The sequence below is a fragment of the Rhizobium sp. NZLR1b genome, from assembly GCF_019685155.1.
Lineage (GTDB): Bacteria > Pseudomonadota > Alphaproteobacteria > Rhizobiales > Rhizobiaceae > Rhizobium.
Genome location: NZ_JABDWC010000005.1, coordinates 81077 through 106523 on the forward strand (window position 1 = coordinate 81077; position 25447 = coordinate 106523).

Consider the following 25447-nt stretch of genomic DNA (forward strand, 5'->3'; position numbering starts at 1 on the left):
GTGCACAGCGGTTTTGCCGGGAAAAGCGCGAAGTGATGTTCTCAGCGAATTGCGGAAAAACAAAAAGACAGAGCATTTCCGAAGTGCAGAGAACGGAAATGCCCTAGCGCTGTCGATGCCGGGGCGAAGGCCCAAGTTCAGGAGAATATTCCGGTCAGCCATGGTGGAAAATCTTGCCGGGATTGAAGATATCGTCCGGATCGAGCGCCTGTTTCACCTGTCGCATCAGATCTACCGCGCCTCCGAGTTCCTGTTTCAGAAACGCCATCTTGCCTTGACCGATCCCGTGTTCACCGGTGCATGTCCCGTCCATGTCGAGCGCCCGCCGGTTGAGCCGCTGCACGAAACTCTCGGCCATGACGATGTCTTCGGCGCGTCTATCGTCGAACAACAACAGCACATGGAAGTTCCCGTCGCCGGCATGGCCGACGATCGGTCCCAGCAGCCGGTGCTCCTCGATATCCGCCTGCGTTTCGGAAACGCAATCGGCGAGCCTCGATATCGGAACACAAACATCGGTCGAAAGTGCGGCAAGCCCAGGCGCCAGCGCCCTTGCAGCCCAATAGGCGTCGTGGCGGGCCTTCCAGAGTTTCGTCCGCTCCTCGGCATTGGCGGTCCACAGGAATTCGGCCCCGCCACATTCTGCCGCGATCTCCGCGAAGGCTGCCGATTGAAGCGGCACCGTCTCGTCGGTGCCGTGGAATTCGAGGAAGAGCGTTGGGCTTTCGGCATAGGAAAGCTTGGAATAGGCATTGCAGGCCCGCATCTGCACCGTATCGAGCAGCTCGATGCGCGCCACCGGAATACCCATCTGGATCGTCATGATGACGGCATCGCAAGCAGCCTTGACGCTCGGAAAGGCGCAGGCGCCACCGGCGATCTTCTGCGGAATCGCCTGCAAGCGCAGCGTCACCGAGGTCAGGATGCCGAGCGTACCCTCAGCGCCGACGAAGAGCCGCGTCAGATCGTAGCCGGCGGAAGACTTGCGGGCGCGCCGCGCCGTGCGGATCTCCTCGCCATTGGCGGTGACCGCGGTGACGGCAAGCACATTGTCCTTCATCGTCCCGTAGCGCACGGCATTGGTGCCGGAGGCCCGCGTCGACGCCATGCCGCCGATTGAGGCATTGGCGCCGGGATCGATCGGGAAGAACAGGCCGGTATCGCGCAGATGGATGTTCAGCGCTTCGCGCGTCACACCCGGCTCGACGGTGCAGTCGAGGTCCTCCGGATTGACCTCGAGCACGCGGTTCATGCGGCTGAAATCGATGGAAATACCGCCATTGGCGGCATTGACCTGGCCCTCCAGCGAGGTGCCGACGCCGAAGCCGATCACCGGCACCTTGTGGGCCGCACACGCCCTGACCGCCGCCTTCACATCTTCGGCGCTCTCGGCAAAGAGCACGCCGTCGGGCAACTGCGGCGGGATGTAGGTGGTCGTGTGGGCATGCTGTTCGCGGAAGGACTGGCCGGTCTGGAAGCGCTCGCCGAAGCTCTGCTTGAGAATACCGAGCACGGCGGCGATGCCCGCCTCGTTGCGTGTGCCGGCCTTCGCGTCCTTCAGCGCCATCCCTTTAATCTCCCTGCCATTCCGCCGAAACCGTATCGTGTCCCGCAGGCTACAGCGCCGCGCGTCTTTTCAGATGTGCAAAGGACGCTGTAGAACTTTAAAATTGCTGCATAATTTCATCCTTAAATCGATTCCGATTTAAGGAATTATGCAGCAGGCTGGGTATGCGGCAAGTCAAAGCGGCTGTCCAGTTAAGATTGGCAGAAGATTTCATTCCCCCTTTGTTATAGGCCGGTAGCCATACACAAAGTCCGCCGTCTCCGGCGCCTCAGACGATCGGCGGGTTGAGCCGCGCAAAACCCTCTTGCCGCCGATAGGGGAAATAGGGATAGGGCACTGTTACAGCGCTGACGGCGTCGAGCCTTTCGATCTGATCCTTGGACAGGCTCCAGCCGACCGAACCGAGGTTTTGCCTGAGTTGCTCCTCGTTGCGGGCGCCAATGATGACGCTCGATACCGTCGGCCGGCTGAGCAGCCAGTTGATGGCGATCTGCGGCACCGTCCGGCCGGTCTCGGCTGCGATGGCGTCCAGCACATCGATGATGTCGAACAGTTTCTCGTCGTCGACCGGCGGGCCATACTGCGCCGTCTCGTGCAGCCGGCTTGACGCCGGCAGCGGTTGGCCGCGGCGGATCTTGCCGGTCAACCGTCCCCAGGCAAGCGGGCTCCAGACGAGGGCTCCAACGCCCTGGTCGGCGCCGAGCGGCATCAGCTCCCATTCGTAATCGCGGCCCGCCAGCGAATAATAGACCTGATGGGCGACATAACGCGGATGGCCGTGGCGCTCGGCGGCGGCAAGCGATTTCATCAGCTCCCAGCCAGAAAAGTTCGAAACCCCGACATAGCGGATCTTGCCCGATGCCACGAGCCCGTCAAGCGTCGATAACACCTCCTCGACCGGCGTCGAGGCATCGAAGGCGTGAAGCTGCAGGAGGTCGATATAGTCGGTCCCGAGCCGGCACAACGCATCTTCCGTCGCACGGATCAACCGCGCCCGCGAAGTTCCCCAGTCCTGCGGCCCCTCGCCCGTTGGCAGCGCCGTCTTCGTCGAGATCAGCACAGCGTCGCGCCGGCCGCGGATCGCCTGGCCGAGCACCTCTTCGGAAGCGCCGGCCGAATAGACATCGGCCGTGTCGAAGAGATTGACGCCGGCTTCGAGGCAGATATCGACGAGCCTTCGCGCCTCCTCCGCATCGGTATTGCCCCAGGCGCCGAACAGCGGCCCGCTGCCGCCGAATGTGCCCGCGCCAAAGCTCAACACCGGCACTCTGAGGCCGGATGCGCCGAGATTTCTGTAGTCCATGGATCTGTCTCCTTCGTTTCCTGTAGGATAGACCTTGGCCGCTTGGTGATATAGATTGCATTCCAGCAAATCATCTGTGACTTGAATTCATCATGAGCCGTCAGGACATTAACCGCTCCGGCGAAATGGAAGTCTTCGTCAGTGTCGTCGAGCGCGGCGGCTTTTCCGCGGCCGCCATGGCCCGCCGCATGACGCCGTCGGCCGTCAGCAAGCTCGTCGCCCGGCTGGAGGCACGCCTCGGCGCCCGCCTTGTCAATCGTTCGACCCGCAAGCTGCAACTGACGCCCGAGGGCTGCGCCTTTTATGAGCGCAGCATCGCCATCCTTGCAGATATCGGCGAGGCGGAACGCCATGCTTCGACCGGCGAGGAAGCGGCCGGCCGCATCCGCATTAACACCAGCGGCTCGTTCGGCTATCATGTGCTGTCGCCGCTGGTTCCAGCCTTCATGGCGCTTCATCCCGCCGTGACGCTGGATATTTCCCATACCGACAGGATTGTCGACCTGATGGAGGAACGCGCCGACGTCGCGATCCGCGCCGGCCCCTTGAAGAACTCCAGCCTGATCGCCCGCAAGCTCGGCGCCACCGGCAAGATCATCGTTGCCTCGGCGGATTATCTCGGGCATCACGGCGAGCCACGCACGGTCACCGATCTCCACCGCCACTGCCGCATCGGCTTTTCCTACGTCCGCGCCGTCGAGGGCTGGCCGCTACGCGAAGGAGGCGAGACGGTAACTGTCCCGATCATGCCGGGCGTACAGGTGGGAGACGGCGAAGCCATGCGGCATCTGGCGCTATCCGGCGCCGGCCTCGCCAGACTTGCCGCCTTCACCGTGCGCGCCGATATCGATGCCGGCCGGCTGGTGCCGGTGCTCGAAAACCTCAATCCCGGCGATCGCGAGGAATTCCACGCTCTCTATATCGGTCAAGGCGGCCCGCTGCCGGCACGCGTGCGCGCGCTACTCGATTTTCTCGCCAGCCACGTGCGTCTCTGATGCATCGCGGCCAAACCGTTCAGCAGTTCGCGACGACGACGCGCATAAAAACAATGGCTTGAAGCGGCCGGATGAATCAATTTCGCAGTCCAGGACGCCGATAAAGCCCGATTTCGCAATTGACCGTCCGCCTCGCACCCGCCTATACCGGACCGCGCTAGGCGGTCTTTGCCACCGGCCGCTCTTTGCCATGCCGGGACATCCTCCCACCTTCAGCCTCAGGGCTTGGCACCGGCCAGGAAAGATACGGGGAACATGTCACCCAGCGACGCAAGCCGCCTGCTGCGCGATACCGGCCTGCCGAAATGGGCGCTGCTGCTGGCGCTTTCGCTCGCTTTCACCGTCTTCCTCGAACTCTTCGCCCTGCCTGCCTCGCTGCTGATCGGGCCGATGGTCGCAGCGATCTTGCTGGCGCTCGCCGTCGGCAAGGGAAAGCTTCATGTGCCCTTCTGGCCGCTGCAGCTCGGCCAGGTCCTCGTCGGCCTCATGATGGCGCGCACCATTACGCCAGACATTCTCGGCACCATGGCAAAGGACGCACCGCTCTTTCTGCTGTTCATCTTCTCGGTCATCGCCATCGCCACCAGCCTCGGTTGGCTTCTGACACGCTGGCAGGTCCTGCCGGGAACGACTGCCGTCTGGGGCTCCTCGCCGGGCGGCGCGTCCGCCATGGTCATCATGTCGGAGGCGTATGGCGCCGACGCCCGCCTCGTCGCCTTTATGCAATATCTGCGCGTCGTCTTCGTCGCCGTCGGCGCCTCTGTGATCTCGCGCCTGTGGGTGGCGGCCGACGGTGCCGAGCCGCCGCCGCTCGTCCTCTTCCCCGAAGTCGACTGGCCGGCCTTTGCGGCGACGTTAGCTTTTGCGGCCTTTTGTACCTATGGCGTAAAACGTCTGCGCATCCAGGGCGGCACGATCATCGTGCCGCTCTTTCTCGGCGCCTTTCTGCAGGGCTCGGGCCTCCTGAAGATCGAGCTGCCGATGTGGCTGCTTGCCATCGCCTATGCGCTCGTCGGCTGGAGCATCGGCCTGCGTTTCACCCGTTCGATCATCAACCACGTGGCGCGCGCCCTGCCGCGGGTATCGGCCTGCATCCTCCTGCTGATGGCGCTCTGCGGCTGCATGGCGGCTGCCCTTCAGATTTTCGCCGGCATCGATCCGCTGACGGCCTATCTCGCCACCAGCCCCGGCGGCGCCGATTCCGTCGCCATTATCGCCGCCTCCAGCGATGTCGACGTGCCCTTCGTCATGGCGATGCAGACCGGCCGTTTCCTGGTGATCCTGATGATCGGCCCGATGCTCGCCCGCTTCATCGCCCGCCGTTCAGGCCTTGCGGAAAACCCCGTGTAAAGCGCCGCGCAGAGTTGTGGACGAGCGTTGCCCACTGGCCAGGCGTCATGCCATAGGCCTTCTTGAAATGCCGGTTGAGATGGCTCTGGTCGGCAAAGCCCGTTGCCGCTGCCGTATCCGAAATCCCCTCGCCTGCGCCGATCATCGCCCGCGCCTGCTGCAGCCGCCGCATCAGCAGGTAGCGATGCGGGCTGGTGGCGAAGGCCGTCCGGAAATGCCGCGACAACGCGAAACGGTCGAGCCCGGTCACCGCCTCGAGTTCACCGGAGCGTACCGGCCGCGTTGCATGCGCCTCGAGATAATCCCGCGCCGCCCGCGCCTGCCGCCAGGCAACGCCGCCGAGCGGCCGGCGCGGCATCGACGCATGCCGGGACAGCCCGCCCGCCACCTGCGACAGGAAATCGTCGACGAAAAGCTCATCCAGTTCGCGGTCGAGTTCGCTGAGAGCGGCGAGCAGCACACCCGCCAGCGCTGGATCGCCGATGACGGGTTCGTCGACGAAAGGCAGGCCGACCCCATCCGCCTCCAGGCATTCGAGAAGCAACGACGGCTCCAGGTAGAGCATACGGTATTGCAGCCCGTCCTCGGTCCCTGCCCCGCCGTCATGCTCCTCGTCCGGATGCAGCACGATCACCTGCCCCGGCAGGCTGAAACGTTGCTCACCGCGATAGCGGAAGGTCTGCACCCCCTTCAGCGTCACGCCGAGCGCATAGGTGTCGTGACGGTGCGGCTCGAAGGCATTGCCTGAGAATTGCGCCCCGATGCGCTCGATGCCGGGAAAAGCCGGCGCCGCCAGGATGGCGTTGCCGGATGGTCCTGCGCACAAACGTTCAAGACCTTCGAAGGCCTGCGGATGTAGATCCTGGCTCAATGGGCCCGATACTCCATGACCGATACAGAGGTAACTGTCCGATGTTTGATACCAAAATTGCCGTCGTCCTGCGAAACAATCTTGCCGGCTGGCAGAAGCTGAACGTCACCGCCTTCCTGATGACCGGCATCGCCGGCGGGCATCCCGAGATCATTGGCGAGCCCTACAAGGACCGTGCCGGCAATCTCTACAATCCACTATCGATCCAGCCGATCATTGTTCTCTCCGCTGACGAGGCGACGATGTCAGCCGTCCACCGCCGTGCGCTGGAGCGCGATATCACCGCCTCGCTGTTCATCGAGGAAATGTTTGCGACCGGCCACGACGCGGCCAACCGCGCCGTCTTCGCCGAGTTTGCGCCCAACGATGCCAAGGTGGTCGGCATCGCAATACGGGCCGAAAAGAAGATCGTCGACAAAATCACCAAGGGCGCGACGATGCAGCAATAACAAAACGGCCGGGCATGGCCCGGCCGCTTCAAAGACGGAAAAATCCCACTCAGCCCTGGGTGATCGGCGCGATCTGGATTTCGACGCGGCGGTTCTGGGCGCGGCCGGCCTCGCTCGCATTGGAAGCTACCGGCTGCGAAGGGCCGAAGCCGACGGCTGACACCCGGCGCTGGTCGATTCCCTGGCCGCCGAGGTAATCGGCAACCGAAAGCGCGCGGCGCTGCGACAGGTCCTGATTGTGTTGCAGGCTGCCGGTCGAATCCGTATGGCCATTGACGTCGATCAGCGTGCGATTGAATTTGCGCAGCACGATCGCCACCGAATTCAGCGTCGGATAGAAGCCCGGCTTCACCGCGTCCTGGTCGACGTCGAAGGTGATGTTCGACGGCATGTTGAGGATGATGTTGTCGCCGTTGCGGGTCACCGAAATGCCGGTGCCTTCGAGCTGGGCGCGAAGCTCGGATTCCTGCTGGTCCATGTAATTGCCGATCGCGCCGCCGGCGAGTGCGCCGACGCCGGCGCCGATCAGCGCTGCGTTGCGCTTGCCGTGGCCGCCGCCACCGACAGCCACGCCGACGAGAGCGCCCCCGAGGGCGCCAAGCGCCGCGCCGCCCGCCGTATTGGAAACCTTCTGTTCACCGGTATAGGGATCGGTCGTCGTGCAAGCGCTGAGATAGCTTGCTGCAACAGCCAGAAGTAGGAATTTCTTGATCATGGACAGGTCGGTCTCCGTTCAAAGCTGATGCGAGCAAATGGCAAGGATTGCGGCAAGAAAATGAAGATGTGCTGTTGATAAGGGAATTTCAGTCGCCGAAACAGGCGCCATGTTGCGGGAATGCGCTGATATCACCGGTTTTGACAGATCGACCACGCTTACGGGCAGCAAGGTGCGACGATAAGCCCGGTAAGAAGGCCCGAATGCATGTCGCCCGGAAGTGTGCAGCGGTTCCGGGATAACGACATACATAAAAACAAAGACTTAAAGCGCGAGAAGCGAATCCGAAGGATCGCGACGCGCTTTAGGGGCCGTCTCGAACCACGAGGATGGCGGGCTGGGCGATCGCTTAGAAATTCTGGAACAACTGCCTTACCGTATCATAAGTGGCATTTGCGATATTCAGCGATTGCAAGCCGAGCTGCTGCTGCGTCTGAAGCGCCTTGAGCTTGCTGGACTCCTCCTCCATGTCGGCATCGACGAGGCGGCCGATGCCGGCGGTGTTGTTATCGTGCAGTTTGGTGGCAAAGTCGTTCTGCAGGTTGATGCGTTTTTCCAGCGCGCCGAAGGCCGAACCGACCGTCGTCAGCTGCGTCAGCGCCGCATCGACAACGCTGATCATCTGCCCGATCTGGCCTTTCGTCATACCTGTTGCCACCGAGATCACCACCTGGCCGGCCGTGGTGCCGTTCTTGCTCGTCATCAACACGTAGTTCTGTGCGGCGCCGAGTTCGGTGGCGAAATTGGACGAGGTCAGCACGCCATATTCACCAGAACCGGTGGCACGGTCGTCGATCAGATAGCGCGCATCCTTGGAGGTCGTGGCTCCGACCGGCGTCGTGTCGATATGATAGCTCAGCATGCCGACGGAGACCGTCCCGTCGGCATTGCGGATGAAGGAGGCCGGAATCTGGCGCGGCTGCGTCGGCGTCGCGTCGTTGTTGAGGATCACCCAATTGTCGCTGTTGAAGGTTGCTGATTCAGAAACACTGCGCAGTTGCTCCTGCAACTGCTTGATCTCTTCATCGACCTTGTTCTTGTCGATGCCGTCTTCGGTTGCGGCAACCAGCTTGGCTTTGATCTCGGAGACGACGTCGATGACGTTCTGGACGCCGGTATAGGCTGTGCCCATCGTCGCAGCCGCCATGCCGAGCGCATCCTGGATCGCCGAAACCGCCTTGTTGTCAGTGCGCGCGGTGGTGGCGACCGACCAGTAGACGGCATTGTCGGCGGCTTTTGCGACACGCATGCCGGTCGTGATGTGGTTCTGCGTGACCGTCATATTCCGGTTGATATCGCGCAGCACATGAAGCGCCGCGTCCACGGAGACGCGCTGATAAATACTCACGGGAACTAAACTCCAAAACGCAAAACAGACGCAAACGACACAAGAAATGAACCGTTGCCGCGCGGACATTCATGTCCGGGGTCGCTGGAACTCCAGCGAATTGCAGCCTTCAAGAAATGAAGAAGACCAGCCGGTTACTGGTAACGATAATTGCCGTTTATGCTTAACAAACGGCTAAACTTCGGAAGTAATTTATCTTATTTCGTAAGGTTCATAGCCCATAAAAATGCCGTCAGACGGGATCCGGCGGCGCTTAAGTCGGATGTGAACTTTACTCGGCGGCCTGAAGCTGCTCCTCGGCGGATGCTGCGCGCGGCCGGGTGGCGACCGCCATCTCCTCGTGTAGCCGCGCTTCTTCATGAGCGTGCGGCTTGGCGAAGCGGGCAAGCAGCAGGTAGGCGACCGGCGTGATGAACAGCGTCACCAGCGTCGCAAAGCCGAGACCACCGACGATCACCCAGCCGAGCGCGACGCGCGCTTCGGCGCCCGCGCCATGGGCAAAGACCAGCGGCACGCCGCCGAGGATGGTGGCGATCATCGTCATCATCACCGGGCGAAGGCGCAGCGCGCAGGCCTTCTCGATCGAGGAACGCACGTCCTCGCCCCGGTCGCGCAGCTGATTGGCGAATTCGACGATCAGGATGCCGTTCTTCGCCATGACGCCGACCAGCAGCACGAGGCCAATCTGGCTGTAGATGTTGAGGCTGGAGCCGGTGATGATGAGCGCAAAGACAGCGCAAGCCAGGCCGAGCGGCACCGTCGACATGATGATCAGCGAGGACAGCACGCTTTCGAACTGCGCCGCCAGCACCAGGAAGATGATGACGATGGCAAAGCCGAAGGTCAGCGCCATGCCGCTCGAATTCTCCTCCAGCGTCGCCGCTTCGGCGAGCGGCAGCAGGCGCGAGCCCGCCGGCAGCAGCGGCGCGGCAAGTTCCGTCACCTGTTTGACGGCATCGCCGAGCGACATGCCGTTTTTCAGGCCGGCAGTGACCGCGACGGAAGCAAGCTGTTGCTCGCGGTTCAGCTGCGGCGCAACCGAACCTTCCTTCATCGTGGCGATCACCGACATCGGCACGATCTTACCGTCGCCGGTTTTCAGGAACACGTTTTCGAGGTCGGTGGGGTCGTCGATCGGCCGCGTCGTCGAGGTCAGAAGCACGGGATAGGATTCGCCGTCGACAAAGACATCGACTACCGAGCGCCCCTCGAGCAGCGACTGGATCGCCGTCGAAAGCCCGGTGATATCGATACCGAGATCGGAGGCGCGCTCGCGGTCGATCGCCACGGACACCTGCGCCTGGCTGGGCTCGTTGGTCAGCCGCGGCGTGTCGTACCGGCCGGTGGCATCGAGCGCCTGGACCAGCTTGGCCGCCGCCGCCGTCAACGCCTCGTGATTATTGCCGATCAGCGCCATTTGCAGACCGCTGCCGGCGCCGCGGATGCGCAAGCTGTTGGAGGAGATGGCGTTGCCGCGCAGCGCCGGCACCCTTGCCGCCGCCTGGTTGATATCGCCGACGATCTCCGTCTGCGTCCTCTGGCGCTCTCCCCAGGGGGCAAGCGTCAGCACCATGAAGCCGCTGTTCAGCGAACCGCCCTGGCCGGAAATCGAGAAGATGTTGCGGATGTCGCCGCTGGTCACCAGCGGCTGCAGATATTCCTCGACGAGCTGCATCTTGTCGCGGGTGTATTCGAGGCTCGATCCCTGCGGCGTCGTCAGCCGCATCATCACCATCGACCGGTCTTCTTCGGGCGTCAGCTCGCTCTTGACTGTGGAAAAGGCGATGAGCGCAGCACCGGCAAAAATCACCGAAAAGAGGATGACGACGAAGGGCGCGTTGAGGCAGCCGTGCAGCGCCCATTTGTAGAGGCTGGCGAGCGCGCCGCCGAAGCGGCCGAGCACGCCGTGATCTTCCAGCATCGGCTTGGTCAGCATGCGCGAAGCCAGCATCGGACACAGCGTCAGCGCCACGAGCGACGACAGCCCGACCGAGAAGGCGAGCACGAAGCCGAATTCGCGGAAGAGGCCGCCGACCTGTCCCGGCAGGAAGGAGAGCGGAATGAACACGGCCGCCAGCGTCGCCGTCGTCGCGATGACGGCGAAGAACACCTCGCGCGTGCCGAGCACGGCGGCTGCGCGCGGCCCCATGCCTTCGGCGCGACGGCGCACGATGTTTTCGAGCACGACGATCGCGTCGTCGACGACGAGACCGGTCGCCAGCACGATCGCCAGCAGCGTCAGGATATTGATCGAGAAGCCGACCATGTAGATCGCCGCCAGCGTGCCGATCAGCGCCACCGGCATGCTGACCGCCGGGATCAGCGTCGCCCGCCAGTCGCGCAGGAAGAGATAGATGACGGCGGTAACGATGACGGCGGCGAGTACCAGCGCCAGCACCACCTCGTGGATCGCGCCCTGGATGAAGACGGCGTCATCGCTGGTGATCGCGATCGTCGTGCCCTCGGGCAGCGTCTTCGACAATTGCTCGACGGCGGCTTTGATGCCGGTCGAGATGTTCAGCGTGTTGGATTGCGCCTGGCGGATGATGCCGAGGCCGATGCCCGGCTTGCCGTTCGATCGCAGCGCCGTTTCGCCATCACGGGGTCCGAGCGTCACCGTCGCGACGTCGCCGAGCCGGATGCGGTCCTGCAGCATAACCTTGGAAAAATCCGCCGGCGTCTGCAGGTTGGCGGTGGCGCGCACCACGATATCCTGGGTATTGCTCTTCAGCGATCCCGCCGGCACGTCGAGTGCGGCATTGTCGAGCGCCTTCGTCAGGTCGCCGATGGTCAGCCCGCGGCTCGCCAGTGCGCCCTGGTCGACATCGACGCGGAAGACTTTCTCCTGGTCGCCATATTCCTCGACGTCGGCGACGCCGTCGACGGAGGCGAGGCGATCGATCACCTCGTTTTCGACGAGTTGTGTCAGATCGTCCATGTTGAGCTTGGTGGAGGTAACGGCAAGGCGCATGATCGCCGAGGAATCCGAATCCGCCTTGACGATCTGCGGCGCATCCGCTTCATCGGGCAGGTTCTGGGTGATGCGGCCGATTGCGTCGCGCACGTCGTTGGCGGCGACCGCGAGATCGATCGCATCCGAGAATTCGAGCGTCACCCGGCTCTGGCCGAAGGAAGAGGTCGAGGAGATCGATTTCAGGCCGCTGACGCGCGCGGCAGCACCCTCGATCACCTTGGTCAGTTCCTGATCGATCGTCTGCGGCGATGCGCCGTCGAAGGTGGTGCGCACGGTGACGACGGGACGGTCGACATCCGGCAGCTCGCGCACCTCGACGCCGACATAGGCCGCAAGGCCGGCGACGACCATCAGTGTGTTGAACACCAGCGCCAGGATCGGCCGGCGAACGAAAAGCGCGGTGAAGCTCTGCTTGCCCGAGGCCCTGTCCTGGTGAATCTCGGTCACACTCATTGCGTGGCGACCTCCGCACTCGCGGCGACATCGGCGGAAACGCGCACCGCCCCGCCTTCACGCACGCGCTGCAGCCCCTGTGTCACGATCTTGTCGCCGTCCTTGAGATCGGCTTTGACGAGCACGAAATCCGGGTTGCGCTGTACAACGCTGACCCGCACCTTGTGCGATTTGTCGTCGTTGACCAGCCAGACGAAAGACCCTTGAGAATCCCATTGCACGGACTGCGGATCGACCGCCGGATATTTGTCACCGGGGAATTTCATGCTGACGCTGAAGGACATGCCGGCGCGCAGCTCGTCGGAAGAGTTGTCGATGCGGGCGCGCAGTCGAAGCGTACGGCTTGCCGCGTCGATGCGGTTGTCGACGGCTTCGACCACGCCCGAGAATACCTGTCCCGGCCGTGCGACCGACATCGCCTCGACCGGTTGGCCGACCATGACAGTATTGGCGAAACGCTCCGGCACCCAGAAGTCGACGAGGATTTCCGAACGGTCGTCGAGCGTGACGATCGGGATGCTCGTCGTGACATTGTCGCCGATATTGACCGGCACGATACCGACGATGCCGTCGATCGGTGCGGTAATGTTGCGCCGTGCGAGATTGAGTTCGGCGGCCTGCAGCAGCAGCCGCGCGCCCTGCTCGGCGATCTCGGAATCGAACACGTCCATGCGCGACACGCTGGACTTGATGTTATGATAGAGATTGGATTTCTCGACGGCGGCCTTGACCGCCACATCGGCCTGGCCGCGGGCGATCACCTGCTCCTCGCTGTCGAGTTTGGCAAGCACCTGGCCGGCCTTCACCCTGTCGCCCGACTTGATGAGGATTTCGCGGATCGTGCCCGATGCCTGCGGCGTGACCGCGACCGAGCGGATCGCATCCCCCGTGCCGATAGCGTTCAGCCGGTCGTTGACGACGCCCTGGACGACCGCCTGCGTCGCGACGAGAATGGCGCCATTGCGCCCGCCGCCATTGCGGCGGTTCTGCCCCTGTCCTTGGCCCTGTCCCTCGCCACGCTGCTGGCCTTGCGCCCGGGCGGGGGCGTCGGCATCCGCCGTCTCCTCAGCCTTCGGCGCGATCTTGGAAATGATGCTCTCTGGAATACCCGCATCGCGCATCGTATCGCCGGCGCCGGGCACAAGGAAAACCCACGCGGCAAAGCCGGCAACAATGACGATGAGAGACAGTATAAATTGCTTCCAAAAGGCCATTCACGTCTCCGGAGGGACTCGAGGTTAGACCAGGGTCGGTCGAAAGAGGCGCTGCGGGATCCAGATCCCGTCTGATGCGACAATATCGCGCGTTTGCAGCTTACCGGCAAGCATAAGCAGCCGGCATTACCGATTTGTAATATCAGCAAAGAATGGAAATAACCCGGCCGCTCACTTTTGCTTGAACGAACACTCGCCATGTCTTTGACGCCGCCGATTGGCGGGCGAAATACCGCAGCCAATCTCCGACGATGCGGGTCGGATGTCTATCGGCGCATCGACCATCGCAGGCCCATGACGGCCGCAATTCCCAGTATCGGCCACACCGCCCAGAACTGCCCCGTCCAGCTCAAGAGGTTGATGCCGGCAATGCCGAGCGCCACGATCGCCAGCGAGGTGATCTTCCGGTTGAACAGGGTCTGGTTGCGATTCCAGGCGAACGCCGCGACGACGGCGAGCGCAAGCACCGGAAAGTGCGCCCAGAAAACGCCCTGCCACGATAAAAGATTGATACCGATCAGCACAGCTGCGATGACGCCGAGCACCCCGAACAGCCTGCGTCTGCCAGGTAGCGGGCTTGCATCAGTGATTTCAGCCGCCGGCTGCGGCCGCGCGGGGCCCGGTCGTTGGGGAGGCGGCGTCTCGTCATTGACATCGCCGATCTTCACCGCGTAGCTCGGCACGCCTTCATCGACGTTCTTCACCATCAGTGGCCCGAGAAACTCAAAACCGACCGCGACCTTGTTGCGTACCTGGTCGTAAACGGTGCTTGATATGACGATGCCGCCGGCCGAAGCCGAGGCCTGCAGCCGCGCGGCGATGTTGACGCCGTCGCCATAGATGTCGTCGTCTTCGACGATCACATCGCCGAGATTGATGCCGATGCGAAACAGCATGCGTCCGTCTTCCGGGCGGCGGGCGTTGAAACCGGCAAGTTCGTTCTGCGTATCGACGGCCGCGCGCACCGCCTCGACCACGCTTGGGAAATCGGCGATCAGCCCGTCACCCCAGGTATTGATGACGCGGCCGCCATGGCTTTCGATCAGGCGCCCCATCGCCTCCCGGCAGCGCTTCAGGCTCGCAAGCGTCCCCTCCTCGTCAGCCCCCATCAGCCGCGTGTAGTCCTGCACGTCAGCGCAGAAGATCGTCGTCAGCTTGCGCCGCGTTTCACTCATGGTCTCTCGTCTCCGCGCTATCCGCCCCCGGCCACAGAACGATATGGGCGGTTGCAGTGGCGGTAGATTACGAAGCCTTTGCGTTTGTTGCCATCGATAATTGTTGATTGTCGACCCACATCACCTCCAACCGCGCCGCGTCGACCACACCTCACCCGATGTCCGCCATAAGACGGGCTTCCGAGGTTCGTGACAAAATTGCCAGCATTGAAAAGCCAGAGGATTTGCGATGGCGGCTTTCGGCCCGAGCAGCCGTCATCGCCATGATGGCCGTCATGCGTCACCGCGCCAACGCCATGCCGCCGCAAAAACGATGCGACATTTAAGACCGGCAATTGATCCGCTGGTCGATCCAGGAAATCCGCCGGATTGCGCCCGCCTCGCGCGACGGCGAATTGAGCCTTCGAGCCTTCCTGCGTCATCACGTGGTCGCTTTGGCGACGGGCCACCCAGCCGCCGCGAGGCAAGCTCGCGTCACATCCAAAATGCAACTATATGTTAGGAACTGCCCGTCGCCCCGACTCCGTTTTGGTCGGCCGGAGCGACTGGTTCGTCACTGCGGATTGGCGCTCTTCTGGAAGGCATCGTCAATCATCTTGTTGAGGCCGCCCCTGATCCGGTCGAGATCGAGGTTCTTCCTGAACTCCTCCCGCTGCTTGATGCTATCGAGCGTGGATTCCATGACGTTTGCCGGATTGAACGACGGCGGGAACGACCGAGGCGGAAACTCCTTGAAGGTAGCCACGAACTCGAACACCTCCTCCATCATCCCGTAGGCGGAACCGACGTGGTTGAGCTGCCAGTCCCAGAAGGTATTGGATGTGATATCCGCGCGCTCGAAAGGGTCCTGGAACAGGTTGAATATCTTCTGCAGGCGCAGCGTCGTGAACGGTTCCGCCCACAGGCCCATCGTTCCTTCCTTGCGCTGCTCGGAGAAGACATATTTGTAGTCGCCTTGGCGCATCGCCACGAGCAAACCGTCGTCGTCGGAGTAGAAGAACGACTTTCGGACACTCTTCGCGCCATTGTTGTTTGCGGCACTTCCCTTGGCCGCCTTCAGGAAGGTGGACTGGTCGTAGCCGTCGAGGTGCACCTTGTATTCGATCCCGTTGGCGGTGTAGCCGGCCTTCAACTTGCCGACGATATCAGGTTCGCCGGCGATCGCGCACAGCGTCGGTATCCAGTCGTTGTGGCTCATCAACTCGTTGGTGACTGTGCCTGGCTCGATGACGCCGGGCCAGCGCACGAAGCAAGGCACGCGGAAGGCGCCTTCCCAATTGGTGTTCTTCTCCGAACGGAAGTATGTCATCGCCGCATCCGGCCAAGTGTTCATATGCGGACCGTTGTCGCTCGTGTAGAGGACGATGGTATTATTCGCGATTCCCATATCGTCGAGCGATTTGAGCAACGTACCGACCGTGTCGTCGTGCTCCATCATGCCGTCGATGTATTCGCTGTCGCCGTGCGTGTAGCGGCCACGATGACCTTCGCGGACATGGGTCCTCAAATGCATGCGGGTTGCATTGAACCAGCAGAAGAACGGCTTGCCCGCGGACTGCTGCCGCTTCATGTAGTCGATGGCGGCGGCCGACGTCTCGTCGTCGATGGTCTCCATGCGCTTCTTGGTGAGCGCGCCCGTGTCCTCGATCGTCTGCTTGCCGATCTTGCCGAAACGCGGGTCCATAGTTTTGTCGTCCACCTCCGTCGCATTGCAGCGCAGAACGCCGCGCGGCCCGTACTTCGCAAGGTAGGCGGGGTCTTTTGGGTAATCGGGCAGCTCCGGCTCTTCCTCCGCATTGAGGTGATAGAGATTGCCGAAGAATTCGTCGAAGCCGTTCACGGTCGGCAGCGACTCGTTGCGATCGCCGACATGGTTCTTGCCGAACTGACCCGTGGCGTAGCCGAGGTTCTTCAGGAGACCGCCGATCGACGGGTCGAGCTGGCTCATGCCCATCGGCGCACCGGGGAAGCCGACCTTGCTGAGGCCGGTTCGGATGATGTGCTGTCCGGTGAGGAATGCCGAGCGGCCGGCGGTGCAGGACTGTTCGGCGTAGTAGTGCTGAAACTTCAGACCGTCCCTCGCGATGCTGTCGAGGTTAGGGGTCTCGTATCCCATCAGTCCGTTCGAATAGGCGCTGATGTTGGCGACGCCGACGTCGTCGCCAAAGATGATGAGAATGTTAGGCTTGCTTCCTGAAGGCGCGGGCTGCGTCTGGGCCCGGGCGGGCGACGCGGCCGGCACCGCCAGAGCGGCGGCCGTGAGTGCGCTTCCCGCCAGCAGCAGGTCTCGCCGGCTCATGCCGTTATGGTGCTTGTGTTCGGAAAGGTCGTCTTCAGACATGTTGACTGGCTCCCGTAGGTCCGGTTGGGCACGACGCCTTCGGTCAACGGCCCGGGCCTCCCACGCCCATTCGTGGAACGCAATGTGGTCGTCGCTCGTGCCGCTGAGGGCTCGGCATTCCAGCCCCAACGCCGGCAAGCTGACACCACGAGGAAGTTGTGCAAGTACGTAACGGTAAATGACTGCGTAACATCGCGCGCCGCAGGCATGGTCGGTTACTCCAGCGACGACGTCATTTACCGTAACGTACTTCCAGTTTACGCCGCTTCCGCGCGAAGCTACCCTCTCCAACATCGGAGGCGACGACGGCTTTGGCATTCGACACCGAAAACGAAACCCCGGCAGCGCCTGACGGAATGATCTTGATTCCCGGCCGGATCTTCACGATGGGATCGAACGACCACTATCCCGAGGAGGCGCCCGCCCATCCCGTGGAGGTCGGCGGCTTCTGGATCCATGAGACGCCCGTCACGAACAGGCAGTTCACGGAGTTCGTCAAGGCAACGGGCCATGTTACGATGGCGGAGAAGGCGCCTGATCCGAAAGACTATCCGGGAGCACTTCCGAACATGCTGAGAGCCGGATCGCTCGTCTTCACGCAGCCGAAGTCGGTCAGCGGTCCGGATATTGCGCAGTGGTGGAGCTTCAAATTCGGCGCGACCTGGCGGCGTCCTCTCGGAGGCCTCAGCGATCTGCGTGGAAAGCTCGACCATCCGGTCGTGCATGTCGCCTGGTCGGATGCGAACGCCTACGCCGACTGGGCCGGTCTCAGCCTGCCGACCGAGGCCGAATGGGAGCTTGCCGCCCGCGGCGCGATCGAGGACGCCGAGTATGCCTGGGGCGATCACATCATGCCCGGCGACATCGTCATGGCCAACACCTGGGCCGGCACCTTTCCGACGCATTCGACGAAGCCGAAAGGCACCGAGCGAACGAGCGCGGTCAAGACCTATCCGCCGAACGGCTACGGCCTCTACGATATGATCGGCAACGTCTGGGAATGGACCGACGACTACTGGTCGACGCGACATCCGGAACCGGCAAAGCACTCCTGCTGTATCCCGAGCAATCCACGCGGCGTCGGTGCCGAAGGGAGTTACGATCCCCGCCAGCCGGAGATCAGGATTCCACGCCGCGTGCTGAAAGGCGGCTCGCATCTCTGCGCTCCGAACTACTGCCGGCGATACCGTCCCGCCGCCCGCCATGCCGAGCCGGAGGACACTTCCACCAGTCATGTGGGGTTCCGATGCGTGAAGAGAGCGGCCAGGGAGAAAGCAGATGAGAATTCGTTTACAAGCCACTGATACAATTATCACTTCCAGCGTCGCCTGGATCGTCCTCATGCTGATCGGCGCCTTTCCTGTGCTGGCGCAAGAGATCCTTCCATCATGGAGCGACACCGTCGCCAAGACCAGGATCGTGGGATTCGTCAAGGCGACCACGACCGAAGGCGGCGACGGATACGTCGCTCCGCAGGACAGGATCGCGGTCTTCGACAACGACGGCACTCTCTGGTCGGAGCAGCCCTTTTATTTCCAGCTCGGCTTCATGCTCGACCGGGTGAAAACGCTGGCACCGCAGCATCCGGAATGGAAGACGAAAGAGCCGTTCAAGAGCATTCTCGAAGGCGATCTCAAGGGGATCGCCAAGGGCGGCGAGAAGGGCATCGTCGAGCTGGGAATGGCGACGCATGCCGGCATGACCACCGACCAGTTCGCCAAGATCGTGACCGACTGGTTCGCCACGGCCAAGCATCCGAAGACGGGCAGGCCGTATGACGAGATGACGTTCCTGCCGATGCGGGAGCTGCTCGACTACCTCAGGGACAATGCCTTCAAGACCTATATCGTCTCCGGCGGCGGCGTCGAGTTCATGCGCCCGATCACCGAAAAGGCCTACGGCATCCCGCCCGAGCAGGTCGTCGGCAGCACGATTGCGACCGAATATGCTGTCGTGGGCGACGTCCCTGTGTTGAAGCGGCTGCCGAAGATCGACTTCGTCGACGACGGTCCCGGCAAGCCTGCCGGCATCAACAAGTTCATCGGCAGGAAGCCGATCTTTGTCGCCGGGAACTCCGATGGCGATTACGAGATGCTGCGTTGGGTCACAGCGGCGAAGGGACCTGCCTTTGCGATGATCGTGCATCACACCGACGCGGAGCGGGAATACGCCTACGACCGGAAGTCCGAGTTCGGGAAGCTCGACAAAGCCCTCGACGAGGCCGAGCGGCGAAACTGGCTGGTGGTGGACATGAAGGCGGACTGGAAGAAGTTCTACGGCTTCGAGAACTAGAGCGCCGCGTGTCCAGTAAGACGAAGGACGCCCTACAGCGCCGCGTCTTTTCAGACGCGCAAAGGACGCTGTAGCACTTTGAATTGCTGCATAATTTCGTCCTCAAATCGATTCCGATTTTCGGGGTTATACGTTGGCGTTCCCACGAGCGGCCGACATCGCCGCCTCTATTGCGCGGCGATGGTCGTCGGCTTGGTGATCGACAAGGGGACGGCGATCGTCAGGAAGACGGCGTCGCCCTCTGCCCGATTCTCCGCGGCGAATTCGTGGAAATACTTCAGTCGGGTCGAGACGGGCACCTCGCCTGCCTTGAAGGTCCATCCAATCGTCGCGCCGATGGCAGCCACCCTGCCCTTGAACGGTCCCGGCGCGCCGTCGCCGGAGTCTCCCGTCACCTGATCGTAGTAATAGCCGACAAGACCGGCGTCGAACTCGGGACTGAAGTGCTGGACGGCCGCCCATTCGAAATGGAACTCGTTGCCTGTCCGGTAGTCGGTGGCCGGGTTCTCGGCGTTGAAGGTCATGCCGATGACACCCGAGAGATCGAATCCCGTAGTCGGGTCGAGCCAGGTCGCCGCGGCAAACACATCGGCGCCCCAGTGGTGGAAGGCAATATTGGAAATCTCGCCGTCCTGGTAGTCGCCGATCGGGATGTTGATCATGGTGCCGACCTGCCAGTGGAAGTTTCCCTGCTCCCATCCCAGGAAAGCACTGACCAGTGGATCTCCAATCGTGAAGACATCGTCGGAGACGGAACCGGTAGCGCTTCCGCCCCGTGGCCCGGCAAGCGTGACGTCGGCGTCGGCGTTCTTCCAGCCAAGCGGAAGCGTGGCGCTGAGGCCCAGATGGCCTCCCGCGATATCCTCGGGAAGGATCCAGATGACCGTCGGGATTTCGATGGCCGCCTGTCCTTCGACGCCGACGGCGAGGCGTCCGCCCGTCGGCAGGGCCGTGCCGCCGCCGAGGTCACCGGAATAGTAGTAGAAGTCGCTCTGGAAATAGACGCCTGGAGGCGGCGTGATCGCCGCAGCCGGACCCTTCGATCCGAGCAGGTAGAAGCCCGCTCCGCCCTCTGCGGCGAAGACCGCCGATGGAAGAGCGACGGCCGCCCCCGCCAAAAGAACCGTCGTCGCCTTCGAATATCGTTGCATGTCGCTCTCCAGATGACTCCTGTCCGGCGCAGCTTCGCAAAGACCGCTTCGAGGACAAGTACGTTACGGTAATCGGCCGTAACTTGCGTTTAATCCGCCACGGCAACGCCGCGGCTGGTGAACGAAGCGCCCGCCTTCGTCAGCCCGGCTTCCAGCGACGCCGTGATCGACGGCTTCACCCCCCGCGCCTCCAGCTTCCTGAAAAGATCGCTCTCGAAGCCGGGGCTGGAGGCCCTCAGATCGGCAAGCCTCCCCTTCGCCTGGTCTGATCCAAGCTCGCCGAGGGAGGCGGCCCTGATCGCCCGGACGAGATCGTCTCCGAAGTTGATCTGCTCGGCGAGCAGCGACGCCTCCGACCAGTCGTTGCTCCGGTAGGCGTCGAGCGCCAGCACCAACTGCGCATCGCGGGGCATGGAATCGACCGATCTCCCCGCGTCCTGGGCAAGCGAACTGCCGGCCTCCCAGAAGCCCGAGAAGTAGAGTACCAGTGCGAGCTTGGCGCTGACCTCCGGGTTGTTGGGATTGAGCGCGAGCGCGCGGTTGCCTGCGCCGATCGCCGCCTCCGTCCTTCCCGAAAAAAAGTGCGCGGCCATGAGCGCCATCTGCGCCCGGTCGGACAGTGGGGCGAGAGACACGGCACGGTTCGCCAGCGCGATCGCTCGCCGCATGATCGCGGGATCGGTTGCGGCGCCTGCCGGAGCAAGCAGCAGACGCGACAATGTCGCCATGGCGTCGGTGTCCAGCGGGTCGGCGGCGATGGTGCGGCCGAGGCAGTCCGCCATCTGCGCCATGTCGCCGCTCCCCCCCTCGTCGACGAGATATTCCGCCCGCAGCACGCAGGCATTGCCGAGCGACGCTGAGGACGTCTCATGGAGCTCGATATTGTTGATCACACCACGCGTGGCGGCGAACCGCCTCGCCAGGATCGCGACCAGTTCGGCCCTCGCCGCGACCGGCGTTCTTCCATCCGCCTCCACCCGTTCGATCCCCGACCGCAGGACGTCCTGCGCCCGGCCGTCAAGGACCTGCCACCATACCATTCGTTCGTCGCCGTCCGAGTAGTACTTCATCTCCACACGGTAAACGCCGAGCCTTGAAGATGGCGGCGGCGGAGCCGAAGCGGAAACGGTCAGTGTCTGGAAGCGCGTCAGGGCAGTGAGGAGCAAGTCGCGCGTCTGGCTCGCCTCCCCCCTCAGGTCGTCGTCGGCCGCCTGAATGGAGATGGCGACGACAGGCTGTTGTGTGAACACGGGCTGCCGGCCGTAGAGGGTCGCTCCGGCACCGGCCGCGACGATCGCGCCGGCTATCGCAAAAAGAGCCGCGCGCGCAGACATCCGGAAACCATGGGCCGGTGACGAGCCCGACGTCAGCTCGGGCTCTTCTGCAGCGATCTCCTCCCCACGTTCCAGGTCGCCCACCTCGGCGGGGAGGAATACGCGGTTGAAGTCGGCGACGTACCGTCCCTTTGGGAGGCCGATGACCACATCGCCTTCGACGCCGAAGGCCTCGTAGTAGTTGGAGACCGCCGAGCGCAGCCGACTCATCTCGATGCGCACGATGGGATCGGTGGATGGATCAAAGCCGCTTGGCCTGCCCAGGACGTCTATGGCGATAGCGTAGGCTTTGGTGCTGTCGTCGCAGCCGGCGATCTGTTTTTCGGCAAGATAGATGAGGATCGCCTTCTGACGCTCCGTGGCGTGGAACCTGACGTCGGCGATCAGCCTTCCGAGTTCCGCCTCGGCATCCGCTGTCGTAACCTTGACCGTGTCTGCATCCCTTACTTCAGCACTCATGACCGCCCCTCGCGTTGGTCCAAGCTAAAGTATTCCGGAAGCATTTATCGTCCGGATGCCCTGTAGTTGCAACAGAATATTCTTATTAAACCAAGGATGTTTAGCGTTGGGCGACCGGCGCCCTGTTTCGACACGCTACGGATGATCGAGACAATACCTGATCACGTCGGCCTCGATCTCGGAACAGATCGCCTCGTATTCGCGCACCATAGCCGGGTCGCTGCGGAACTCGTCCTTCAGCAGTCGGTCGAGCGTCGTCGCCGCATCGTGGTAGGCCTCGAAGAGACTTCCGAGCGAACTCGACTTGCGGCCGAGGATCTGGAGCTGTCCGCGCAACGAAGGGAGCTTCAACATGAGCCGCCAAAGCCCCTGTTGTTCGATCGGTATCGGCTTGCCATCTCCCGGCCTGGTGCTCATCGGCTCATGCCGCTCTCCATTCGACCCGTCTGTCGATTAGAGGCGGAACTTGAACTCATGGGAAGTACGTTACGGTAAAACCGGACGCCGCTTTCCAGATTCGGTGCGGTTGCACACATCTGCGCCGTCCCGATCCGCCGCCGGTAGCAGGCGATCGGCGATGTAACGTCTGAATTTACTGTAACGTACTCCCTCGTTGATCGAAGTCGTGCTGAGCTTCTCGGACAGCGCTGCCGGAGCCGCCAGCATGAAGAAGTTTGCATCACTTGTTGCTGCCATTGGATCCCTGCTCGCAGGTGGCGCCTCCGGCCAGGAGCATTAAGAGGTCAACGAGGCCAACAATCCGCTGACGCCCAAGGTCACGATCAACTTCCAGGATTATTACATTCCGAGCTTCATCGGCACGCCTGGATACCCTGAGGCGAACCAATTGCTGTTGCGCGGCCTGATCCCCCCTGACATGTGGGGCCGGCCTCAACTCATCAGATTCACTCTTCCCGTCGCAGCCGCGCCCAACGGTAAGCAGCGCGCCGCTCCCACCTTGACTGAATTCCTGTTGTCGATGCCGACGATTGCAACCGTGATAGACGCGGCAACTATCGCGAAGACGGCACGGATATTTGAAAACACCTCTCGCCGCACTCGAGCACCACCGCCGGCCAAAGAGTGACACTGCGGACATCGGTGGCCGCAGCCAATAACTGGCGAAGATAAGTTTCCTCAATCTGCTCTCCGCCTCAGTTCTGGCCAGGCGCTGCTGTTGTGATCTGTTCCATCGCGTCACTGACAGTGAAGCTTGCCGCTTTGGCGCGCGGTGGGAACTCCTTGAAGCTTTCCAACCATTGTCCGACGATGACCTGCGCTGGCACGAACGCGAAAGCACGGCGTGCCTGCCAGTCTCCATAGTAGATACTTGTGGTGGCTCGTTCGAACGGATCGGAACGCAGATTGTACAGCATGGGAACGCGCAGCTTGGTGAATTGACCCTGCCAGACACCCAACGGTGTTTCTGTATTGATTGCGACGTTCTGCTCAAGGAACGCAATTTTCCAATTGCCGACGCGGATTGCCATCAGATCGCCGTCGTCGCTCCAGTAGGGAAAGCCCTCGCGCGGTGATGCAGCCACCTCGCCTTTAAGAAAAGGCATGAGGTTGCGGCCGTCGAGATGGACCTTGAAGTCCCGTCCACCGAGTGCATAGCCTTTCAGCAACTTCCCCACGATGTCGTTATGTCCGGCCGCTGCAGCGAAGGTTGGGATGAAGTCCTCATGCGCGCAGATGTCGTTGATGATCGTGCCGGGCTTGATTACGCCGGGCCAGCGGATAAGGCAGGGAACGCGGAACGCACCTTCCCAGTTGGTGGCCTTCTCGCCCTTGAACGGCGTCGCCCCACCATCAGGCCAGGTAAAAACTTCGGCTCCGTTGTCCGTCGTATAAACGACGATCGTTTCCTCCGTGACGCCGAGGTCGTCGAGTAACTGCAGGAGTTGACCAACGTGGCCGTCAGTTTCGACCATGCCGTCCGGATAGACACCCAGACCCGTCTTGCCCTGAGATTCCTTTTTCAGATGGGTGAAGATGTGCATGCGGGTGGTGTTGAAATAGCAGAACCATGGTGATCCGCTCTGGTGTTTGCGATTGATGAAATCCTTGGCGGCGGATAGGAACTCTTCGTCGATAGTCTCCATGCGCTTGACGTCGAGCGGACCGGTGTTCTCGATTACCTGCTTGCCGACCCTGCCGAATGCAGGGTCAACAGTCGGGTCGTCGGTATCACTCGATTTGGTTCTCAGAACGCCTCGTGGTCCAAACCGTGCACGAAAGCTTGGGTCCTTCGGGTAGTCCGGATTTTCGGGCTCCTCCTCGGCGTTGAGGTGATAGAGATTCCCAAAGAACTCGTCGAACCCGTGCGCCGTCGGCAGATGTTCGTTGCGATCACCGAGGTGGTTCTTGCCGAACTGGCCGGTGGCGTAGCCAAGCGACTTCAAGACGTTCGCGACCGATGGATCATCGGGTCCAAGCCCGAGTTTTGCGCCGGGACTTCCCACTTTGGTCAGGCCGGTACGGATCGGCGACTGACCAGTGATAAAGGCGGCGCGACCAGCCGTGCAGCTCTGCTGGCCATACCAATCCGTGAACGTCGCTCCCTCTCTACCGATCCTCAATATTGGGAGTCCGATAGCCCATCACCCCCATGTTGTAGGCGCTGATGTTGAACCAACCGATATCGTCTCCCATGATCATGAGGATGTTCGGCTTCTTGCCAGCCCCTCCCGGTTGTGCCGATTGCTGCGCGCTCGCGCTTTTCGCTGAAACCAGCGATAGAGTTGCTGCTGTGAGAGCCGTCGTCGCAACAAGAACGTCGCGCCGCGTCAGGCCAGCGCGATCTTCGTGCAAAGAGACATCCTTCAGATCATCTGCCATGAAATTTCTCCGTTGGAACAGGCGTTAAAATGCCTTTGTCGATCTCACGACTGACGCGTGTGAAGACCGGATGATCCAACAGATGATCTCGTGCCGATGGAAGTACGTTACGGTTAATTTGGGCGTAAATTGATGTCGGTCAGGTTAGCTTCGGGCACATTCCGGAGGGACATCCTGATCGGCAGTTGCTTTGAGCACCCGTTACGTCGCAATGATCGCCCAATTCTCAACTCCTGCGTCATGATCAGCAAACAGAGCATGGCCCAAGGTCATCAGGCCATCCTTGATGCCCGGCCAGGTGAAGGTGTGTTCCTCCAGCCGCTTGTATGCCATCACCAGACCGCTGCCATCCCAGTAGATCAGCTTCAACGCGAACGGAATACAAAAATGGTGCCGGTGAACGGGTCCTTGTGCAGCTCATTCTTGACCAGTGCAGCCAAGCCATCGTGGCCCCTGCGGAAGTCGACCGGCTTGGTCGCTACCATGATCCGGACGCGGTTCGGGGGAAAGATCATGCCGGAACGGCGCAGGCACGCGCAACAGCGGCAATCCGGGCCGCAGACGCGCCTTCTTCCAGGCGGATAGTGACGGAACCGATGATGATCTCCGGGCGAC

At 62.1% G+C, this 25447-nt stretch carries 19 protein-coding genes and 2 pseudogenes; 6 read left to right on the forward strand and 15 right to left on the reverse strand.

Annotated features, from left to right (window positions below; translation table 11 throughout):
* Nucleotides 1-154 precede the first annotated feature (154 nt).
* Both HJB84_RS09130 and HJB84_RS09135 read right to left on the reverse strand, forming a co-directional pair.
* Nucleotides 155-1567: an FAD-binding oxidoreductase gene (locus tag HJB84_RS09130; protein WP_221115773.1), complete on the reverse strand. Its 1413-nt coding sequence runs from the start codon at nucleotides 1565-1567 to the stop codon at nucleotides 155-157.
* Between the two features lie 268 nt (nucleotides 1568-1835).
* Entirely contained in the window at nucleotides 1836-2870 is a 1035-nt protein-coding gene (locus HJB84_RS09135; protein WP_221115774.1) for an aldo/keto reductase, read from the reverse strand.
* A 92-nt stretch (nucleotides 2871-2962) separates the two neighbouring features.
* Between HJB84_RS09135 and HJB84_RS09140 the strand changes: the two genes are divergently transcribed.
* Together HJB84_RS09140 and HJB84_RS09145 are read left to right on the forward strand one after the other, a co-directional pair.
* Nucleotides 2963-3865 carry a LysR family transcriptional regulator gene (locus HJB84_RS09140; RefSeq protein ID WP_207581089.1) on the forward strand — a complete coding sequence of 301 codons (903 nt, stop codon included), beginning with the start codon at nucleotides 2963-2965 and terminating at the stop codon, nucleotides 3863-3865.
* 255 nt (nucleotides 3866-4120) lie between these two features.
* The gene (locus HJB84_RS09145; RefSeq protein WP_221115775.1) at nucleotides 4121-5215 is read left to right on the forward strand and encodes an AbrB family transcriptional regulator; all 1095 of its coding nucleotides are present in this window, start codon (nucleotides 4121-4123) and stop codon (nucleotides 5213-5215) included.
* Here HJB84_RS09145 and HJB84_RS09150 read toward each other — a convergent pair.
* A complete protein-coding gene (locus tag HJB84_RS09150) occupies nucleotides 5175-6086 on the reverse strand; it encodes an AraC family transcriptional regulator (RefSeq protein WP_207581091.1) in 912 nt (303 codons plus the stop codon). The two genes, HJB84_RS09145 and HJB84_RS09150, sit on opposite strands and share 41 nt — an antisense overlap.
* Before the next feature lie 41 nt (nucleotides 6087-6127).
* Between HJB84_RS09150 and HJB84_RS09155 the strand changes: the two genes are divergently transcribed.
* Nucleotides 6128-6535, forward strand: a complete 408-nt coding sequence (locus HJB84_RS09155; protein WP_207581092.1) for a DUF2000 family protein — start codon at nucleotides 6128-6130, stop codon at nucleotides 6533-6535.
* Between the two features lie 49 nt (nucleotides 6536-6584).
* Here HJB84_RS09155 and HJB84_RS09160 read toward each other — a convergent pair whose 3' ends face one another.
* The 5 genes from HJB84_RS09160 to HJB84_RS09180 form a co-directional block, all read right to left on the reverse strand.
* Entirely contained in the window at nucleotides 6585-7250 is a 666-nt protein-coding gene (locus HJB84_RS09160; RefSeq protein ID WP_003564977.1) for an OmpA family protein, read from the reverse strand.
* Nucleotides 7251-7599: 349 nt separating this feature from the next.
* Entirely contained in the window at nucleotides 7600-8598 is a 999-nt protein-coding gene (locus tag HJB84_RS09165) for a flagellin (RefSeq protein ID WP_207581093.1), read from the reverse strand.
* A gap of 271 nt (nucleotides 8599-8869) precedes the next feature.
* Nucleotides 8870-12025 (reverse strand): efflux RND transporter permease subunit, encoded by a 3156-nt coding sequence (locus HJB84_RS09170; RefSeq protein ID WP_221115776.1) that lies wholly within the window; start codon nucleotides 12023-12025, stop codon nucleotides 8870-8872.
* A complete protein-coding gene (locus HJB84_RS09175) occupies nucleotides 12022-13239 on the reverse strand; it encodes an efflux RND transporter periplasmic adaptor subunit (protein WP_221115777.1) in 1218 nt (405 codons plus the stop codon). Before HJB84_RS09175 ends, HJB84_RS09170 begins: the two co-directional genes overlap by 4 nt.
* A 266-nt stretch (nucleotides 13240-13505) precedes the next feature.
* Entirely contained in the window at nucleotides 13506-14414 is a 909-nt protein-coding gene (locus HJB84_RS09180; protein ID WP_221115778.1) for an adenylate/guanylate cyclase domain-containing protein, read from the reverse strand.
* 107 nt (nucleotides 14415-14521) lie between these two features.
* On the opposite strand from HJB84_RS09180, the gene HJB84_RS09185 reads away from it, so the two are divergent.
* Nucleotides 14522-14740: a hypothetical protein gene (locus tag HJB84_RS09185; protein WP_221115779.1), complete on the forward strand. Its 219-nt coding sequence runs from the start codon at nucleotides 14522-14524 to the stop codon at nucleotides 14738-14740.
* Nucleotides 14741-14967: 227 nt separating this feature from the next.
* Here HJB84_RS09185 and HJB84_RS09190 read toward each other — a convergent pair whose 3' ends face one another.
* Nucleotides 14968-16755, reverse strand: a complete 1788-nt coding sequence (locus HJB84_RS09190) for an arylsulfatase (protein WP_221115878.1) — start codon at nucleotides 16753-16755, stop codon at nucleotides 14968-14970.
* Nucleotides 16756-17111: 356 nt separating this feature from the next.
* On the opposite strand from HJB84_RS09190, the gene HJB84_RS09200 reads away from it, so the two are divergent.
* A complete protein-coding gene (locus HJB84_RS09200; RefSeq protein WP_221115880.1) occupies nucleotides 17112-18059 on the forward strand; it encodes a formylglycine-generating enzyme family protein in 948 nt (315 codons plus the stop codon).
* Nucleotides 18034-19047, forward strand: a complete 1014-nt coding sequence (locus tag HJB84_RS09205) for an HAD family phosphatase (RefSeq protein ID WP_221115780.1) — start codon at nucleotides 18034-18036, stop codon at nucleotides 19045-19047. The genes HJB84_RS09200 and HJB84_RS09205 overlap by 26 nt, the downstream gene beginning before the upstream one ends.
* 167 nt (nucleotides 19048-19214) lie before the next feature.
* Here HJB84_RS09205 and HJB84_RS09210 read toward each other — a convergent pair whose 3' ends face one another.
* From HJB84_RS09210 to tnpB, 6 genes and pseudogenes are all read right to left on the reverse strand, one after another.
* Nucleotides 19215-20198: a transporter gene (locus HJB84_RS09210; RefSeq protein ID WP_221115781.1), complete on the reverse strand. Its 984-nt coding sequence runs from the start codon at nucleotides 20196-20198 to the stop codon at nucleotides 19215-19217.
* Nucleotides 20199-20287: 89 nt separating this feature from the next.
* Entirely contained in the window at nucleotides 20288-21991 is a 1704-nt protein-coding gene (locus HJB84_RS09215) for a tetratricopeptide repeat protein (protein ID WP_221115782.1), read from the reverse strand.
* Nucleotides 21992-22126: 135 nt separating this feature from the next.
* Nucleotides 22127-22408 carry a hypothetical protein gene (locus tag HJB84_RS09220; protein WP_221115783.1) on the reverse strand — a complete coding sequence of 94 codons (282 nt, stop codon included), beginning with the start codon at nucleotides 22406-22408 and terminating at the stop codon, nucleotides 22127-22129.
* Nucleotides 22409-22477: 69 nt separating this feature from the next.
* Nucleotides 22478-22687: a hypothetical protein gene (locus HJB84_RS09225; RefSeq protein ID WP_221115784.1), complete on the reverse strand. Its 210-nt coding sequence runs from the start codon at nucleotides 22685-22687 to the stop codon at nucleotides 22478-22480.
* 458 nt (nucleotides 22688-23145) lie between these two features.
* Nucleotides 23146-24832, reverse strand: a pseudogene (locus tag HJB84_RS09230) (arylsulfatase).
* 201 nt (nucleotides 24833-25033) lie between these two features.
* Nucleotides 25034-25347, reverse strand: a pseudogene (tnpB, locus tag HJB84_RS34065) (IS66 family insertion sequence element accessory protein TnpB).
* Nucleotides 25348-25447 lie beyond the last annotated feature (100 nt).

Bases quoted from the DNA above. Each gene is read 5' to 3' on its own strand.
- HJB84_RS09130 (WP_221115773.1), bottom strand. From the start codon at position 1,567: ATGGCGCTGAAGGACGCGAAGGCCGGCACACGCAACGAGGCGGGCATC.
- HJB84_RS09135 (WP_221115774.1), bottom strand. From the start codon at position 2,870: ATGGACTACAGAAATCTCGGCGCATCCGGCCTCAGAGTGCCGGTGTTG.
- HJB84_RS09140 (WP_207581089.1), top strand. From the start codon at position 2,963: ATGAGCCGTCAGGACATTAACCGCTCCGGCGAAATGGAAGTCTTCGTC.
- HJB84_RS09145 (WP_221115775.1), top strand. From the start codon at position 4,121: ATGTCACCCAGCGACGCAAGCCGCCTGCTGCGCGATACCGGCCTGCCG.
- HJB84_RS09155 (WP_207581092.1), top strand. From the start codon at position 6,128: ATGTTTGATACCAAAATTGCCGTCGTCCTGCGAAACAATCTTGCCGGC.
- HJB84_RS09160 (WP_003564977.1), bottom strand. From the start codon at position 7,250: ATGATCAAGAAATTCCTACTTCTGGCTGTTGCAGCAAGCTATCTCAGC.
- HJB84_RS09170 (WP_221115776.1), bottom strand. From the start codon at position 12,025: ATGAGTGTGACCGAGATTCACCAGGACAGGGCCTCGGGCAAGCAGAGC.
- HJB84_RS09175 (WP_221115777.1), bottom strand. From the start codon at position 13,239: ATGGCCTTTTGGAAGCAATTTATACTGTCTCTCATCGTCATTGTTGCC.
- HJB84_RS09180 (WP_221115778.1), bottom strand. From the start codon at position 14,414: ATGAGTGAAACGCGGCGCAAGCTGACGACGATCTTCTGCGCTGACGTG.
- HJB84_RS09190 (WP_221115878.1), bottom strand. From the start codon at position 16,755: ATGTCTGAAGACGACCTTTCCGAACACAAGCACCATAACGGCATGAGC.
- HJB84_RS09200 (WP_221115880.1), top strand. From the start codon at position 17,112: ATGATCTTGATTCCCGGCCGGATCTTCACGATGGGATCGAACGACCAC.
- HJB84_RS09205 (WP_221115780.1), top strand. From the start codon at position 18,034: ATGAGAATTCGTTTACAAGCCACTGATACAATTATCACTTCCAGCGTC.
- HJB84_RS09210 (WP_221115781.1), bottom strand. From the start codon at position 20,198: ATGCAACGATATTCGAAGGCGACGACGGTTCTTTTGGCGGGGGCGGCC.
- HJB84_RS09215 (WP_221115782.1), bottom strand. From the start codon at position 21,991: ATGAGTGCTGAAGTAAGGGATGCAGACACGGTCAAGGTTACGACAGCG.
- HJB84_RS09220 (WP_221115783.1), bottom strand. From the start codon at position 22,408: ATGAGCACCAGGCCGGGAGATGGCAAGCCGATACCGATCGAACAACAG.
- HJB84_RS09225 (WP_221115784.1), bottom strand. From the start codon at position 22,687: ATGGCAGCAACAAGTGATGCAAACTTCTTCATGCTGGCGGCTCCGGCA.